We start from the raw sequence: 17965 nt of genomic DNA on the forward strand, positions 1-17965 counted from the left end.
GTGTTAACGGAGTGTTTATGCGCATATATAGGCTGCTCCTGGTGAAATGTATTTTCGAGTGTAATCTTTTTGTTTTGCGCCTGTGCTTTCAGCAATTCCTTATTCTCTTCTAATAAGGTCGTGAGGTCAAATCGCTCGGGCTTAAATTCTATTTTACCTGTTTGTGAACGTGACCACTCAAGCAAATTCTCCAACAGCGCAAAAAGATTTTTCAACGACTTGTCAATATCTTTCGCCAGCATCTTGATCTCGTCTTTACTTAAACTATCAGTGTGATTGATCAGCAACCCGGAGAAAGAAGTAAGCGAGTTCAACGGCCCTTTCAAATCGTGACTGATGATCGAGAAGAATTTATCTTTCGTAGCATTCAATTCCTGCAAGGCTACATTCTGTAACTGCACTTTGTCGTTCGCTTCCTGCAATACTTTGTTGGAGCGTTTCTTTACTATATACAGGTACGTTACCAATACAACAATAACAAAACCGAGTCCTATCAATACAAACAATACATTCCTGAATTTCTTCTGTGCTTCAATCTCCTGTTCGCGTTGTATACGAACGGTTTCAAGTTTATCGATCTTCGCTTCGTTCTTGTCAAGCTCATAGCGGCTTGAGGTTTCCAGCAACTCCTGCTCATTCTCAGCATTCAGAATAAAGTCGTGAATGGCCAGGTATTGCTCCTTGTTATAGAGTGCGTTCTTAAAATCACGAAGTTCTTTATAGCAATAGCTCAGGTACTCATAGCTCTTGCGTATTTGTTGCTGGTCTTGCGAATCCTGTCCGGCATCCAGCGCCAGTTGCAGATTCGCTATAGCACGCTTATAGTTCTTCTGCTGAAAATATAGCACACCTATATTGTTATACGATTCAGCGATAGCTTGCTTGTCTTTTAAAGCCTGCCGGATCTCCAGCGCTACTATATGGTTGGCCAATGCTTTGTCATCATTCTTCATCAGTCGGTATAGCTCCCCTATATCGTTGAGTGATGTGGCCTCGCCCTTCCGGTCGCGAATCGATCTGCGGATCGCCAGCGCTTTTTTATGCTGACTCAGTGCCTCCTGATATTTACCCTGCAACGTATAGAGATGCCCGAGGTTGAACAACGCTTCTGCTTCCACACGTGGCTGTTCCAGCGGCTCTTCATACTTCAGTACGAGTTCATAATTCTCAAACGCTTCATCTGTTTTACCAATGGCAGCGTTAATACGTCCGAGCCGGTTCAGAATCAACACGTAAAAATTCGCATCGTGAAATTGTTCGCTGATGGTAAATGCGCGATTTAGTAACTCGGCACTTTTAAAATAGTTGCCTACATCTCCGAAGGCTTCAGCCATGGCGAGGTAAGAAAATATCTGCTCACGTTTCAGGTCGAGCGAATCCTCTATCGCCAGTGAGCGGATAAAAAAATTGAGCGCCACTTCGTATGTATGCGCACGCGTCAGGTGGATCAATCCTATTTCTTTCAGAGCCTTCGCTTCAGCGGGTTTATCACGAAGAGCCTTGGCCTGGTCCAGCTTTGCATTGGCCTGATCCAGTTCCTTTTCTATCGGCTTACGTTTACCTGCCTGGAAAAAACTTTCGTACCATACGATCGAAGAATCCGGCTCCTGTTGTGCTGCAACTGGAAATATGCCCAGCAAAAAAACGCAGCAAAAAAAAATTCGTATCAAAAAGGGCATCAATAGATTTTCTCCAAAAGTGACGAAAAAGTAAGAGTATAGAAATGGAAGTTGGCGGTAAATATTACACTTGGCCTGCTATAACTGCGCATCTTCAGCACTTTACTCCTCAACAAATATAAAAGAATACCGGCAGATGCGACAGTACCTGTTGCCCTGAATAAAATCCATGTTACCACTTCCCTGCCGGGGCTGGTACATAATTTTATTATCACTCCTATAGCAGGATAACTGCGATTAAAACGGAATATGTATGCCCGAAGGAAAATCAGAATTAAATGATGCACTGCATTGGTATAAAGATGCCGTGATCTATGAACTGCACATCAAGGCTTTCCGCGATGGGAATGGCGATGGCATTGGTGATTTTGACGGCTTGCTCGAAAAGCTGGATTACTTAAAGGACCTCGGTGTTACCGCTATATGGGTATTGCCTTTTTACCCTTCGCCACTTAAAGATGATGGCTATGATATTGCCGACTATTATAATATCAACCCTGCGTATGGCAATATTCACCAGTTTAAAAATTTTCTGAGAGAAGCGCACGATCGAAATCTCAAAGTAATTACCGAGCTGGTCATCAACCATACATCCGATCAGCATCCGTGGTTTCAACGCGCACGTCAGGCACCGAAAGGCTCTGACTATAGGAATTTTTATGTGTGGACGGACGACCCGTTGCAGTATAAAGATGTGCGTATCATCTTCCAGGATTTTGAATCTTCTAACTGGACGTGGGATCCTATAGCACAACAGTTTTACTGGCACCGCTTCTTCTATCATCAGCCCGATCTTAATTATGATAATCCACTGGTACAACAGGAGGTGTTCAAGATTATAGACTACTGGTGCAATATGGGTGTAGATGGTTTTCGACTGGATGCTGTGCCCTATCTTTTTGAACGGGAACACACCAATGGCGAGAACCTGCCGGAGACACACGCCTTCCTGAAGAAACTTCGGAAGCATGTTGATACAAATTACCCGGGCACGTTGTTACTGGCCGAAGCGAATATGTGGCCGGAAGATTCGGCTTCGTATTTTGGTGATGGCGATGAATGCCAGATGAACTATCATTTCCCGGTGATGCCGCGTATGTTCATGGCGTTGCAAACCGAAGATCGTTACCCGATCACGGATATATTTGATCAGACACCCGCTATTCCGGAAACGTGTCAGTGGGCAATCTTCCTGCGCAATCACGATGAACTTACACTCGAAATGGTTACGGACGAAGAGCGTGACTATATGTATAAAGTATATGTAAAAGATCCGAAGGCGCGCATTAATCTCGGTATACGTCACAGGCTTGCTCCGTTGATGGCGAACAACCGGAACAAGATCGAGTTGCTCAATTATTTGTTATTCTCTTTACCCGGTACACCGGTACTATACTATGGCGATGAGATTGGCATGGGCGACAATTTTTACCTGGGCGATCGCGATGGTGTGCGTACACCAATGCAATGGTCGTCAGGACGCAATGCTGGTTTCTCCGAATGCAATCCACACAAGCTATATCTGCCGGTTATACTTGATCCGGATTATCATTACGAATCCGTCAATGTAGAGATTCAAAGCCGCAATACATCGTCATTGCTATGGTGGATGAAACGGATAATTAACAAGCGCAAGCAATACAAAGCCTTCAGTCGCGGAGATATGAAGTTTATAGCTTGCGAAAACCCCAAGATCCTCGCCTTCACACGGAATTTTGAAGAAGAAAGTATTCTCATTATAGTCAATCTGTCGCGGTATACCCAGCCGGCTGAACTCGATCTGAAAGAATATATAGGATATGTACCGAAAGAAATATTCAGCAACAACAAATTCCCGATCATTCACGATGAAGGTAATTATTTCTTTACGATGAGCGGTCACGACTGCCAATGGTTTGTGCTGGATAAAGTACACCCCGAACTAAACCGCAAGCAAGGTATACCCGAACTGGCACTGCACGACTGGAAAGAACTTACACATAGGAAAGTGCTGGAACATCTTTCCAACAACATTCTGCCAGACTATATGATGAAGATGCGCTGGTTTGGCGGTAAAGGACGTGCTATTGAAAATATGCAAGTTGTGCAGCACGCAATGGTACCTCTGCAGGAAAATATAGCCGTAATACTTCTCATCGAAGTATATTATCAAAGTGGGTTATCGGAAATATACCAGTTGCCGGTGGCCTTTGGCAAAGGAGCGTTTGCCGCCAAAATCAAAGAGAGCTGTCCGCAATCCATCCTGGCAAACCTGACGCTGGGAGAAGAAACAGGTATTCTGTACGATGCTATATATGGTCTTGAATTTCAGCAGGCGATCATTCAAGGTATGGCCAGTCACCAGACTATAGACTTGAAAGATAGTGACGTTCGCTTCTCCGGAAATCCTGTACTGGAAAATTATGTCAATACACATGAAACCATAAAACCACGAGTGCTTGGTGGCGAACAAAGTAATACTTCTATTATTTATGATAACAAGTTCTTTCTGAAATTATTCCGCAAGGTAGATCGTGTAATGAATCCTGACCTGGAGATCATTTCGTTTCTGAGTAACGAAGCGCACTTCAAATATGTACCGGCATTTGCAGGTGCTATGGAATGGCGTTATAGTAATGACTCTATTGTGCTCGCCATGATGCAGGAGATGGTTGAAAACAATGGTGATGCATGGACCTATATGCTCGACAGGCTCGATGACTTTAACGAAAAAGTATTATCGCAGATAAGTATTGCTCCACCGCTGCCACCGCTGGTAGGCAGTATAACAAATCCTGTTTCATATGAAGAAGTACCGGAGGGTATACGGGAATTTATTGATGTAACCTTGGCGGAACGAGCCGTGCTGCTGGGTATACGCACAGGCGAAATGCACAACGCACTGGCTACCGGAAAAAACCTGGCAGCATTTAAGCCGGAAGAATATTCATTGCACTATCAACGTTCGTTGTTCTCAGGATTGCAATCGCTGGTGCGAAGTACATTCCAGAACCAGACGCGGAGTCTTTCGCACCTGGCAGAAGAAGTACAGCGGGAAGCTGCCGATGTACTCTCCATGAAGGAGGATATACTCCATTTGTTTAAGAACATCTATAAAAAGAAAATAGATGTGGTAAAGATCCGCATCCATGGTGATTATCATTTAGGACAGGTGTTGTTTACCGGTAAAGATTTTATCATTACCGATTTTGAAGGTGAACCTGCCCGCAGCTATAGCGAGCGCAGGCTGAAGCGTTCGCCTCTCAGAGACGTAGCCGGTATGATACGTTCCTTCCACTATGCAGCCTACGCAAGTTTGTTTCTTGATAACCAGATTCGTAAAGAGGACTACGAACAACTCATCCCCTATATCGAGCAATGGTATCACTATATCAGTGGCTTCTTTGTAAAGGCATACCTCGATACGGTGCATGGCAGCGCGTTCATCCCGAAAGAAAAAGAAGATATGGAAATACTGATGAACACCTTCCTGCTGGAGAAGGCAATCTACGAATTAAACTACGAACTCAACAACCGTCCCGACTGGGTAATTATTCCACTGAGAGGGATCAAGGCTATAGTAAATAAAGAAGAGAAGAACGAGGAATTGGAGTTGATCTCGGTGTAGTTTAAGATTGAAAAGATCGGAAGATTAGAAAATTGAAACATTAGAAAATTGGAAGAAGATTGAAAGATTGGAAGATTGAGAAGATTGAAAGATTGGAAAATTGAAAGATTGGAGAATTGAAAGATTAGAAGATTATAAATTGGAAGGCCACGCCTTTGGCTTTTTCAATCTTATTAATTTTCCAATCTTATTAATCTTCCAATCTCGTTAATTTTTCAATCTTCTAATTTTCCAATCTCATCAGTTTCCAATATTCCCACTCCCTTAATCATTCAAGTCTATATTCTGTAGCAGGATGGGATTTGCCAGTTTGGTGGTGAGTTCGGTGGTATAGTCTATATCGATCTCGGCATGGGTGAGTATAAAATCGTGTACGTGGCCACCGGTTGTTTTCGCGGTGTTGATAAAATGAAAATGATATACCGGGCTGTTCAATACCTGTGCTGCTTTAGGAGTATAGAAACCTACTATCGTTCCCTGTTGCATTGTTTTCGTAAATAGCTTCTCAGGTACTCTTGATATTGGCTTATAGGGTTGCTCCTGTGCTTCATACGAGCGATATTTTATAGAAGCAAATTTACCTTTGATGCGAATGGCGGCAAATGCATTGCGTGTAAGTACCGAATCGAGTAATGCCTGTGTTTGTTCCATACTCAATGTTTTGTTAATCACTACGTGTTGTTCGCTGCTAAAGAACTTGGTTGCAGCAAAGGCTATACGTGCATGGCCGGGTATAGTGCGAACGTGCCCGTCTGCCGGAATGCCATAGGCAACACCATCGAGTAATACTAATTCACTGGCTAGTTTTTCTTCGCTTCCCAAACCAAAGTTACCGTGAAGCTTCAGTTCATCTGCCGATACTACACCATCGTACTGACCTAATTGTATAGCTTCGTTGAGCGATGCATAGTATAGGGCATCAGACTGATAATGAAAACGTGGATCGGATTGCACGATTAAGGCCGAACCAAAAAGAACGAAAACGATCAATCGTGTCATAGAGAAGGTAATTTATAGCGTACCTGTGTAAATTTTATGCCATTGTAATACTGCTTACCAAAGGCACGGCATAATTTTTTACCTCACCCTGTAAATCAATAAACTGTATTATGAATATGAAAAAGTATGCACATGTGCTTTTCCTGTTAGCCGTTATGTTCGCAGCAATATCGTGCGAAACACGTAAACAACAGGACAGTAAAGAAGAAGCGGAAGACACCAACAAGGACAATCTTGCACAAACTGATATAAAAGCGGATGGCGACTTCGCAGTAGAAGCTGCTGATGGTGGTATGCTGGAAGTGGAGTTAGGAAAACTCGCAGAGTCTAAAGGTATAGATGCTCAGGTAAAAGCCTTTGGTCAAAGCATGGCGGCCGATCATGGTAAAGCAAATGAAGAACTGAAATCATTAGCTCAACAGAAGAATATAGCTATACCGGGTTCGCTCAGTGAAAAGAGTCAGAAGACATATGATGATCTCGCTCAGAAATCGGGAACCGATTTTGACAAGGCCTATATCAAGCTGATGGTAGATGATCACCAAGAAGATATAGATGCATTCAAGAAGCAATCAGAAAAAGGAAATGATCCCGATCTGAAAGCATGGGCCACAGCAAAACTCCCTATACTCTCCCACCATCTCGAAATGGCCAAGCAGGCGAAAGATGCACTTGACAGAAAGAAATAAATATATATTAGCAGAAAGTTTAAAGCATAAAGTATAAAGCCTGAGTCAGCTTTATACTTTATGCTTTACGCTTTCAGCTATTCACCCTCTGTTATACAGCACTACCAACGTTCTGAGTTCTTCCTCCATGGCGGGTGTAATCTTTCCCGGCTGCAGGCGCCAGAGCCAGTTGGCAGCGGTAGAGCCCGGTATATTCATGCGGGTTTCTTCACCAGCTCCCAGTATATCTTGCATCGGTATGATAGCGGTGCGTGCCACAGAGCTGTAAGCCAGCCGTATCATGGCTGTATGCACATTGTTATCGCGTATAGGTATACCGGCATAGGCGGATAATCGTTTTTGATGGGTTCGTTTCAAGTCGTTACGATACCAGCCGCGCGTAGTGTTGTTATCGTGCGTACCGGTATATACTATAAAATTGGTGTTGGTATAATTATGCGGTGTATAGAGCGAGTTACTGATGGAGTCGCTCACGGCAAATTGCAATACTTTCATTCCCGGTAATTGAAACGCTTCCCGAAGCTGATCTACATCTTCAGTAATTTCGCCCAGGTCTTCGGCAACAAAAGGTAATGAGCCAAGTGATTGTTGCAGCGTGTTGAACAAATCAGCACCAGGTCCTTTTTTCCATTGACCATTAATAGCGGTCTGTTCTCCAGCCGGCACTTCCCAATAGCCGGCAAAGGCACGGAAGTGATCGAGTCGTATAAGATCAAACAACTCTACATTTCGCTTGATGCGCTGGATCCACCATTCGTAATTACTTTTACGCAGCTCGTTCCAGTTATATACCGGCATGCCCCATAGCTGTCCATTCTCATTGAAGTAATCCGGAGGCACGCCCGCTATAGCCTGCATACCGCGCTGCTCGTTGAGACTAAATATTTCCGGATGCGACCACACATCGGCAGAATCATAACACAGATAAAAAGGAAGATCGCCAAACAATTGTATATCGAGACTTGCGCAATAGGCCCGTAGTCTTTTCCATTGGCGTGCAAAAATAAATTGCAGCCACTTCTCCTTTCGTATAGACTCTGCGTGGTGTTGCGAAAACTCTTTGAGCGCATGGGCATCCCGTTGTCTATAGGCAGCAGGCCAATCGCACCAGCAGCGTTGTGCATGCTGTGCCTTTAATACTATATATAGCGCATAGTCGTCCAGCCAATACGCTTCACGTTCTATAAACCGATCGAATCCTTTTTGCAAAGCATCATGATTGCCCTGCTGAAATACCTGCCAGGCTTTTTCCAGCAGATGCTCTTTTGCTTTTAACGCTCCCGCAAAGTTAACGGTACGATCCGTCGGCAAATAATGCGACTCTACTTCCTGCCGGGCAAGCAGGCGATCGCCTATCAATAACTCCGGGCTGATCAACAGTATATTTCCCGCCATACTGGAGTTGGCACTATAGGGAGAATAATGATTGGCTTCTTCAGTAGGATTGATGGGCAATACCTGCCAATACGTTTGCCGGCTCCTGTATAAAAAGTCAGCAAAGGCATACGCTTCGGGACCGAGATCACCTATACCAAACTGTGAGGGCAACGATGTTATATGTAATAATATACCGGCCTTCCGTTGCTTCGGGGTGCTTACCAGTTTTAGCATCGCCAGCGGAAAGGGATGAAATATACTCTTCACCTCCAGTCGCCCCGGATGTTTTCCTTTTGTGCCACTCAATATATTTTGCACTATATCCGGAGCTTCTGCCGGTATTACTACGCGTGTATCTTTCCAATTAAGTGTAGCAGGGTTTCTTCGCTGCTGTGCGCAGATCGTGGCCAGGTAAAGCGGCACCACTACTATATACCACGTTTTCTTGTGTCTGCGGGCAAAGGCCAGTATATGATCTTTATACATACCCTCCACTGCCAGTGGTATATATTCACCGGAAGCAAACAGGTCTGGCGATACAGTCCGTTCATGTACCAATACGTACGTGAGCCATAATTTTATATGCGCATTTTCGCGGCTGTCCCATAGGGAGTCTATTAAATCAGACGGATCACCTGATTGACTGGTTTCTATTTCCTCCAATACCTGCATCCGCCTGGTATATTCCACCGGCCGCCTGTTATCCGGATCTACCAGACTTAAATCCCAGCATTCACATCCCTGGTATATATCGGGTATACCTGGACAGGTAAATTTGAGCAGTACCTGTATAAGAGAATGAACAATTCCAAAATCAGCCACAGTCTTCTGAAATTTTTCAAAGCTCTTCCAGAAGCGTCTCTTTGTTTGAAGGAGTTGGTGTATAAAATCGGTTGTTGCTTTTTCATAGGCTTCGTTCGGTGCTGCCCACTGCGAATGTCGCTTGGCTTCACGAAGCGATTTAATGAGGTAGGCTGTCATGCGCTCCTCTATATCTTCTTCCGGCACAAAGGGAAAAGCACCTACCAGTGTCTGGTAGATAAAGTATTCGTCATTGGCATCGGGCATGCCATTCTGCTTTATACAGGCATTCATCTCCTGCCATTCCTTTACAGCAGTAATCCAGTCATCCGCCAATTCGGTCAGTACATTCAGTCGCGTGCGCACATCTTCTCCCCGCTTGGTATCATGTGTAGCAGTAGCATTCATCGTCATCGGCCAGCGTGCCTGTCGATTGCTCATGTGCAAATGAAACATATCGCGTGTCATGCCAAAGAATACAGGAGAGTCGCCTACTTCGTTATGTCCTACAAAACGGTTATAGGTATACATCAATGTATCTTCCACGCCTTTTGCCATGAGCGGGCCGGTAAATTGCATACACCGCATATAGAACTTCAGTGCGCTTTCATTATACTCCTCATTTCCTTTTTGAGGCTGCACTAATAAAATATCCTCCACTATATCGGCCGCCAATACCAGTGCAGGATTGTGTGTACGAATGTTTTCAAATATAGCATGCACGGCTGCCGCTTCTTTTTCTTCTAATGGCATGCGATTGCCATAGTAACGGTATACCGGACAACGGATCAAAAATTCCGCTATCGTATTCTTTACATCTTCAGGGTCTATACTTTTCCATACAGCATCTTCTACCAGATTCAGCTCTACTAAATAGCGGTAGAGGTTATCGCGCTCACCCCCCATGTGCTGATGAAGTATAGCTGCCTTTTTATCCCATATCTTTTCTTCTGTCGGCTGATCATCGTGCAGCAGTTCGCGATAGAATGCCGAGAATTTTTCCTCGGAGCCGCGGGCTGTCAATACATTATTTACACATGCCAGAAAATCATAGCCGGTGGTTCCCTGTATCGGCCACGCGGGTAATGTTTCATTCGCCTGCAATATCTTTTCCACCACTATATATACTTTTTCGCCTGCCAGATTCCGCAGGCGCTCCAGGTATTGTGTGGGATCATACAACCCATCGATGTGATCGACACGAAGCCCCTGAAATATACCATCATCAATCAGTGTTTTTATCAACCGGTGATATTGCTCAAAAACACGTTCGTGCTGCATGTTCACACCAATCAGGTGTGTAATGGTAAAGAACCTCCGGAAATTTATTTTCTCATCTGATTTCTGCCAGGCATCGAGTTTATAGTTTTGCTCCGCAAGGATAGTGCGCAGTTGTTCGGTGTGTTCATTTATAGTGGTAATGCGCTTATCGATATAGGTGCGCACATCCGTGTTGTTCATCAAAGCATCTACCTGCAGCAGCAGTTCGTGCCAGCGCAACGTATAAGCCAGTGCATCATCAATCTGGTGTAATGCTGCGATCTGTTCTACCAGTAAACGGATCGCTTCCGGTGCATACTCGGCAGAAAGCAACGTAGCATACGAGCGCGGATGCAGCGGATACGTGCTGTCGTAATACCGAAACACCAGTCGCTGCCCTATATATTCCACTTGCAGTTCCTGGTTGAACAACACATCATCCAGCGGATTACCCAGAAACGGAAGGATCAGTCTTCCCTGAAAAAATTCACTCGTCCACGCCAGATCAAAGAACGAAGCATATACCGAATACCGGCCTTTTTCCAATACATCCATCAACCATATATTGTTGGGATGAACTGCCATATGATTGGGCACTATATCCTGTATCCATTGTATACCGGCCTGCCGGAGTCGCCTGCTGATAGTACGCAGCTGTTCTTCGGTTCCGATCTCCGGATTGATGCGCAGCGGATTAACGATATCGTATCCGTGCGTGCTGCCCGGCACTGCTTCAAATACAGGAGACGCATATATAGTGCCTATACCCAGTTTCTCCAGGTACGGAATGATATTCTCAAAATCGCTAAACGTAAATTGCTGATGAAACTGTATGCGATATGTTGACACCGGGTTAACCATAGGTGGACGTGTAAAGAACAATGGAACGTGGTGGCAGTGTAATAACGGATGGCTCCCATAACGAATCGGGAGATGCCGAAGGACCTAAATATACCGGATCAGCAGAGTCGAGTATCTTTTGCCAACGGTAACCCCAGTCGATGGTAAAGGGTTGCAATATATCGGAGAAGTTCATGAGGCAGCGAACGTGATGTTCGTGATGCCACCGGTGAAGCTGCAAGGTATTGTTTGCTTCATCGCATTGTACTTCCAGTTGTTTTCGGTTGAGATAGCGCAGGGCCGGTTGTTCTTTACGCAAGGCGATAAGTCGCTTATAGAATGAGAGCAATACTGCATGTGTATCCTGCTCGATAAGATCCCATTGAAGTTTTGATTGCAGGAATGTTATTTCCGACTGCGGGTCAGGCGCTTCGCCTGCTATATGAAAGGACGCAAACTCTTCTTTGCGACCGTTGCGTATAGCATGTACCAGTTCTTCATCGCTATGACTAACAAAGTACAGGAATGGGTTGGTTTCGCCATACTCCTCGCCCATAAACAGTAAAGGTAAATACGGACTCACCAACGTAGCACCGGCCATTAACTTCACGGTTTCAAAATCGGTGAGTTGAAAAGTGCGTTCACCCATCATGCGGTTACCTACCTGGTCGTGATTCTGTGAGAATACAACGAACTGATGTCCGGGGTTTTCATCCACGCGGCTGCCAAATGTTTTCTGCCGATGGGGTGAATATATACCGGTATATATATAGGCATCGCGATAGGTTTTTGCCAGGTGGCTTATGCCTTCAAAGTCGGTATAATAACCGGTGCGCTCCTGTCCGGTGCACACTCGCAGCGCATGGTGAAATTCATCGTTCCATTGGGCATCCATACCATAGCCTCCATTCTCATACGGAGTAATAAACCGATTGTCGTTGAGATCCACTTCGGTTATGAGGTGGTGCATACTCCACGATTCATGTATATATTGATCTACATGCTGTCGCATTTCGCGCAGTATATGAACCGGGCCAAAATCTTTAATCGCATGCGCGGCATCGATACGAAGGGCATCAATATGAAAATCCCTGAACCACATTAACGCATTCTCTATAAAATAATGCCGCACGCCATCGCTCCAGGCATCATCAAAATTGATGGCGTTTCCCCAGGGGGTTTTATACTTGTCGGTAAAATAGGGAGCAAATTGCCGGATATAGTTTCCTTCCGGCCCGAGGTGATTATATACTACATCGAGCACTACGGCCAGGCCATGCGTGTGGCAAACATCTACCAGGTATTGCAGGTTTTGCGCTCCGCCATAGGAGTGCTGCACAGCAAATGGAAACACACCATCGTATCCCCAGTTACGATCGCCCGGGAACTGCGCCACCGGCATGATCTCTATCGCTGTTATACCCAACGAGAGCAGATACGGAATTTTTGTTTCAATAGCGCGAAATGTACCCTTATCAGTAAAGACGCCTGTATGAAGTTCATAAAATATATACTCATCCAGTGCTATATTTTTCCATAGCTTGTCCGTCCACGAAAAGTGTTGCAGATCTATAGCCTGCGAAGGGCCGTGCACACCTCCGGGTTGTGAGAGCGATGCCGGATCTGGAAATTCTTTGGTATCATCCAGTATAAAACTATATAGATCCTTAGGTCGGAGCTGCCGGGTTATACCATACCAGTAACCGTACTCCTGCTGTTGCAAGCGCAAAAGTTTATTGTTATCGAGTGTGCGCAGACAAACTTTTTTTGCAAGCGGTGCCCACACAAGTATTTCGGCTTCACCTGCGGCGTTGAAATTTACGCCTATCGATCGCCTGCTATGGTCAGGTGTTTTTATCATAGATAATGGGGTGTTGCAGCAGGAGGATTGAACGTCCTTCTACCGATATACTACTGCCAGCTTCATATACTTTGCCTTCGCCTACTACACCTTTCGCGGTGTTCAGTAATTCGATCCATTGCCTGCCATATTTTGCCGGAGGTAATTTATACTTCAGTACTTCGTGATGCGCATTAAAGATCAGGAAGAAGCTATCGTCTATAAGCTGTTCTCCTTTCGGCCCCGGTGTATGTATACCCCGGCCATTGAGGAATACACTCAGCGACTTGGCAAAATCGTGCGTCCAATGTTCTTCATTCATTTCTATCCCATCGGGCAGAAACCAGGCTATATCTTCGAGCCCAATACCTTTAATGGGTAATCCCTGGAACCAACGTCTGCGACAGAACACCGGATGATTTTTTCGCAGGGCAATCAGTTGTCGCGTAAACTCCAGCAGTTCATAATCGGCCTCTTTCCAGTTGATCCATGATATATCATTATCCTGGCAATATGCATTGTTATTACCTCGTTGTGTGCGACTGAGTTCATCGCCTGCCAGCAACATCGGCACTCCTTGCGACAGGAATAATGTAGTGAGTAAATTTCGTTGCTGTCGCTTGCGTAAAGCAATCACCAAAGTGTCTTGTGAAGGACCTTCCTCTCCACAGTTCCACGAACGATTATGATTCTCGCCATCGTTGTTGTCTTCACCATTTGCTTCGTTATGCTTTTCGTTATACGATACCAGGTCGTTTAACGTAAAGCCATCATGCGCAGTAATAAAATTTATACTGGCTGTAGGACTGCGATAATCACCTTCATATAAATCTGAGCTTCCTGTAAACCGCTGGGCAAATTCACCCAGCATACTATCAGCACCCCGCCAGAAGTCGCGCATGCAGTCTCTGTATTTACCATTCCACTCCGCCCAGTCAGACGGAAACTTACCCACCTGGTAACCTCCTTCCCCTATATCCCACGGTTCGGCTATCAGTTTTACCTGCGATATAACAGGATCCTGGTGTATAATATCAAAGAAGGCACTCAGCTTATTTACCTCGTGCAACTCCCGGGCCAGTGCAGAAGCAAGGTCAAAACGAAAACCATCTACATGCATCTCCAGTATCCAGTATCGTAAGCTGTCCATCATCAGGCGCAATACATTCGGCAGATTGGCATTGAGTGTATTGCCCGTGCCGGTATAATCCATATAGAAACGTTTGTCTTCCGCTACCAGGCGATAGTAACTTTCGTTATCAACTCCGCGGAAACAAAGTGTAGGTCCCATGTGATTACCCTCTGCTGTATGATTATATACTACATCGAGTATCACCTCTATATTTGCCTTGTGCAGTTCCTTCACCATGTTCTTAAATTCCTTTACCTGGTCGCCCTGCACACCACTGCCGGAGTAACGCACTTCGGGCGCAAAGAAGCCGATCGTGTTATAGCCCCAGTAATTGGTGAGGCCTTTCTCCACTAAATGCCGATCAGCAATAAAGTGATGCACCGGCATAAGCTCGATAGAAGTAACACCTAATTTTTCCAGATACTCGATCGTTACAGGATGTGCGAGTGCTGCATACGTGCCACGTATAGCCTCGGGTATATCCGGATGCCGCATGGTAAAACCACGCACGTGCATTTCGTAAATGATGGATTGGTGATAGGGTATCCTGGGAGGTTTATCATCTCCCCAATCAAACTTCGGATCAATCACAACGCACTTCGGTAAATACGAAGCACTATCAAGTTCGCTATAGCTGAGGTCTTCTTCTTTGTGCCCAACTTCATAGCCGAAGAGGGAATCACTCCATTCAATTTTACCGGCTATCGCCTTGGCATACGGATCGAGCAACAACTTGGACGGATTGAACCGCTGGCCATTTTTCGGATCGTATGTACCGCTCACCCGGTAGCCATAGAGTTGTCCTGGCTTCAGGCCAGGTATATATATATGCCATACCTGGTGCGATCGCTCTGCCATCTTGATCCGCGCAGACTCCGCTTCGTCTTTCGGAGTTTTGAATAAACATAAGTCTACACCGGTAGCCTTGTCGGCATAGACTGCAAAATTTACTCCGTTGCCATCCCATGTCGCACCCAGCGGATAGGGATTTCCCGGATAGGTTTTTACTTTGGGTATAGGTATGGTTTCTACATCGGGTTGTCTAATGCTCATAAGTGTTTTCCAAATTCATAGCCCAGGTGGGAACGTGCAAGTCTCTTCGCTCTGCTTCTGACTGTATCGCACCGGCTTTTTTATTGCTTACCGGGTGGCGTTCATGCTTGCTTACCTGGTAAGCAAAATCATTCAGCACATTCATATAGTTCATGAATGCTTCATACGGAGAGGGATACGGACTGAAGTATGCATGTACATTCCCATCATCATTCTTTTTCGTTGACATATAGTAAAAATGATCGCTCGTCTGCAGCCAGCGCCAGCGCTCCAGCAGTTCCGGATCATCGAGTTCTTTTATATCCTGCTCCATCTTTACCAATGTATCAAAGGCATCGCGTTGCATATCGTTACCCAGCCATGCCGTTAGATCGCGCTCCTGGTCGGCCCATGATATATAGTAAGGCACAGACAATACATCGTGTGGTTTTACCTGTTGTATAACTTCAGAGGGTGTCGCCATCCGAAAGCGTTTTTGCTTCGCTATATTTTTCAACAGCGATTCCAGAAATTTCAGAATGCCGGTGTTGCGCTTCTGATGTTCACCAAACGTTTCATAGTCCATGGCCAGCACTACCAGATTCTCGCGTGCCGGTATACCATTCAGCCACGTCATATACTTCTCTACGGTAAGTCGCTGGTTCTGTTGATTGAAGCGAAAAGCTATATCATCGCTGAGATGATAGTTGCGTAAAAATATCTTGAGTCCCTGCTGGTCGGGATGCTGGTATAAATGATGCGGGCTGCGATGCTGCAATACGCGTTCTATACCATCGGTAAATATACCGTTGAATCCGAGTGCTTCCACGCGCTTGCCTATATCATCGCTATAGATCAATTCTGTATTGCGAAAAACAGCAGGCCGCACACCAAAGTGTTCATGAAGCTTGGCCGCATGATCGAGCACCTGCATTTCAAATTCATCGCCCGGCATAATGCATGCAAGCGAATGATGATCGGTCTCCGATAAAAATTCAACGGACCCGGTAGACGCCAGGTCGCGAAAACTGTCGAGCACTTCCGGAGTATATTCCCGAAACTGATCGATGCATACACCGGATATGGAAAACGTAATTTTGATCTGTGGATATTCGCGAACAAGTTTCAGCAGCAATGCATTGGTGGGTAAATAACATTCCTGCGCGATGCGTTCGGTGATGAGTTTGTTTTGCCGGTTATCAAAATACTCGGCACTTGATCCGATATCAAAAAAACGAAACGGGCGTAATCGTCTTGGCTGATGTACCTGGAAATACAAAACCAGGTGTTGGGTTGATTCAATTAAGTTCATGATATATCGTTTTAATTTTCTTGGCTGCTTTTTCCCACGTCATGTCTTTGATCTCGTTGAAGCTGTTCTTCTTCAAGGTATAGGATAAACTTTCATACGCTAACAAATTGCAGATCGCATCTGCGAGTGCATCGATGTTCCAAAAGTCAACTTTAATAGCATGCGGCATCACTTCAGCAACGCCCGACTGATTGGATACAATAACCGGTACGCCCGCCTGTATGGCCTCCAAGGGTGTTATACCAAACGGTTCTGATACCGATGGCATCACATATACATTCGACACAGCCCAAACTTTATCAACACTTTCACCTCGAAGGAAACCGGTAAAATGAAATTTTGATGAAAGTCTTAACTGTGCCACTCGTTCAACAACCTGCGGAAAAAGGTCCCCGGACCCGGCCATAACAAAATGTACATCCGGAAATTTTTCCAGGACTTTTCGCGCAGCTTCTATAAAATAAAACGGACCTTTTTGATAAGTAAGTCGTCCGAGAAATGTTACCACCTTTACATCGCGAAGCGGCTCATAGGCCGACAGTGCTTCATACCGTTCGCGTGGTGTTATACCATTATGTGTAACATCTACCTTAGCCGCTTTTACATCGTAACGCGACATCAGTATTTTCTTCGTCCAGTTACTTACGGCTACAATACGATCGGCTTTATCTATACCTTCTTTCTCGATAGCATATACCTCCTGATCAACGCGCTCACCGGAGCGATCGAACTCGGTAGAGTGTACATGCACAATGAGCGGTTTGCCACTTACTTCGCTCGCTGCTATACCTGCCGGAAACGTCATCCAGTCGTGTGCATGGATCACATCAAAACTATATTTCTCTGCCAGCACCGCTGCAACCTCTGCCAGTTGTTTAGTCTCCTGCATAAGATCCGGTCCATATACTCCCGAAAATGTATGTGTAAACGAATCTATGATCTCTACTTCTTCTTCCACTTCGGTTATCACGGGATCAAGTTGATAGCTCCAGCTTTCCATTGCTACTACCGGAGTCTGATAGCGCACCGAACGATAGGGTGACAGATGCGACTCTACTTCTATGGTCGTAATATGTATGCGTTCTCCGTATAGTGTTTCACCTGCTTCTTCTTTCGTGATCTTTACCATGCACTGCCGCCTAGTTTCGATCGGCACTTTTCCAGCATCGATAAAATTTACAGTGGGTACATTTTCATTGCCATATAGCTTTGGTACAACAAACAAAATATCCACACCTTCTTTACTCAATGATTTGGTCAGTCCATAGCAAGCGGTTCCAAGTCCACCGGATATGTGCGGAGGAAATTCCCAACCAAACATTAATACTCTCATAGCAGCCTTCTCCTCATAGTTTGTGTGTCCAGACAATTACTCAATTACCAAAAAATCGCAGCGC

General features: G+C 45.1%; 9 protein-coding genes. 2 read left to right on the plus strand and 7 right to left on the minus strand.

The window, feature by feature from the left end; genetic code table 11:
* A partial coding sequence (locus tag VIN08_RS04110; RefSeq protein WP_331960641.1) for a tetratricopeptide repeat-containing sensor histidine kinase occupies positions 1-1640 on the minus strand: 1640 nt, incomplete at its 3' end.
* A 292-nt stretch (positions 1641-1932) separates the two neighbouring features.
* On the opposite strand from VIN08_RS04110, the gene treS reads away from it, so the two are divergent.
* Entirely contained in the window at positions 1933-5286 is a 3354-nt protein-coding gene (treS, locus tag VIN08_RS04115) for a maltose alpha-D-glucosyltransferase (protein WP_331960644.1), read from the plus strand.
* A gap of 264 nt (positions 5287-5550) precedes the next feature.
* Here treS and VIN08_RS04120 read toward each other — a convergent pair whose 3' ends face one another.
* The gene (locus VIN08_RS04120) at positions 5551-6285 is read right to left on the minus strand and encodes an acetolactate decarboxylase (RefSeq protein WP_331960646.1); all 735 of its coding nucleotides are present in this window, start codon (positions 6283-6285) and stop codon (positions 5551-5553) included.
* 116 nt (positions 6286-6401) lie between these two features.
* Here VIN08_RS04120 and VIN08_RS04125 point away from each other — a divergent pair, with 116 nt between their 5' ends.
* On the plus strand, positions 6402-6974 hold the full coding sequence (locus VIN08_RS04125; RefSeq protein WP_331960648.1) for a DUF4142 domain-containing protein: 573 nt from the start codon (positions 6402-6404) through the stop codon (positions 6972-6974).
* An 81-nt stretch (positions 6975-7055) separates the two neighbouring features.
* Here VIN08_RS04125 and treY read toward each other — a convergent pair whose 3' ends face one another.
* The 5 genes from treY to VIN08_RS04150 are packed head-to-tail and all read right to left on the minus strand — an operon-like array spanning position 7056 to position 17901.
* Positions 7056-11261 carry a malto-oligosyltrehalose synthase gene (gene treY, locus VIN08_RS04130; RefSeq protein WP_331960651.1) on the minus strand — a complete coding sequence of 1402 codons (4206 nt, stop codon included), beginning with the start codon at positions 11259-11261 and terminating at the stop codon, positions 7056-7058.
* 4 nt (positions 11262-11265) lie between these two features.
* Complete coding sequence (gene treZ, locus VIN08_RS04135; protein ID WP_331960654.1) at positions 11266-13113, minus strand: malto-oligosyltrehalose trehalohydrolase; 1848 nt, start codon at positions 13111-13113, stop codon at positions 11266-11268.
* On the minus strand, positions 13097-15277 hold the full coding sequence (gene glgX, locus VIN08_RS04140) for a glycogen debranching protein GlgX (protein WP_331960656.1): 2181 nt from the start codon (positions 15275-15277) through the stop codon (positions 13097-13099). Before glgX ends, treZ begins: the two co-directional genes overlap by 17 nt.
* Positions 15267-16568 carry a glycoside hydrolase family 57 protein gene (locus tag VIN08_RS04145; RefSeq protein WP_331960658.1) on the minus strand — a complete coding sequence of 434 codons (1302 nt, stop codon included), beginning with the start codon at positions 16566-16568 and terminating at the stop codon, positions 15267-15269. Before VIN08_RS04145 ends, glgX begins: the two co-directional genes overlap by 11 nt.
* The gene (locus tag VIN08_RS04150) at positions 16555-17901 is read right to left on the minus strand and encodes a glycosyltransferase (RefSeq protein ID WP_331960660.1); all 1347 of its coding nucleotides are present in this window, start codon (positions 17899-17901) and stop codon (positions 16555-16557) included. Before VIN08_RS04150 ends, VIN08_RS04145 begins: the two co-directional genes overlap by 14 nt.
* Positions 17902-17965 lie beyond the last annotated feature (64 nt).

Source organism: Ohtaekwangia sp. (genome assembly GCF_036568665.1).
Lineage (GTDB): Bacteria > Bacteroidota > Bacteroidia > Cytophagales > Cyclobacteriaceae > Ohtaekwangia.

What these genes read in the sequence shown, in the direction of transcription:
- VIN08_RS04150 (WP_331960660.1), bottom strand. Translation starts at nt 17,901, where the DNA reads ATGAGAGTATTAATGTTTGGTTGGGAATTTCCTCCGCACATATCCGGT.
- VIN08_RS04120 (WP_331960646.1), bottom strand. Translation starts at nt 6,285, where the DNA reads ATGACACGATTGATCGTTTTCGTTCTTTTTGGTTCGGCCTTAATCGTG.
- treS (WP_331960644.1), top strand. Translation starts at nt 1,933, where the DNA reads ATGCCCGAAGGAAAATCAGAATTAAATGATGCACTGCATTGGTATAAA.
- treZ (WP_331960654.1), bottom strand. Translation starts at nt 13,113, where the DNA reads ATGATAAAAACACCTGACCATAGCAGGCGATCGATAGGCGTAAATTTC.
- glgX (WP_331960656.1), bottom strand. Translation starts at nt 15,277, where the DNA reads ATGAGCATTAGACAACCCGATGTAGAAACCATACCTATACCCAAAGTA.
- VIN08_RS04145 (WP_331960658.1), bottom strand. Translation starts at nt 16,568, where the DNA reads ATGAACTTAATTGAATCAACCCAACACCTGGTTTTGTATTTCCAGGTA.
- VIN08_RS04125 (WP_331960648.1), top strand. Translation starts at nt 6,402, where the DNA reads ATGAAAAAGTATGCACATGTGCTTTTCCTGTTAGCCGTTATGTTCGCA.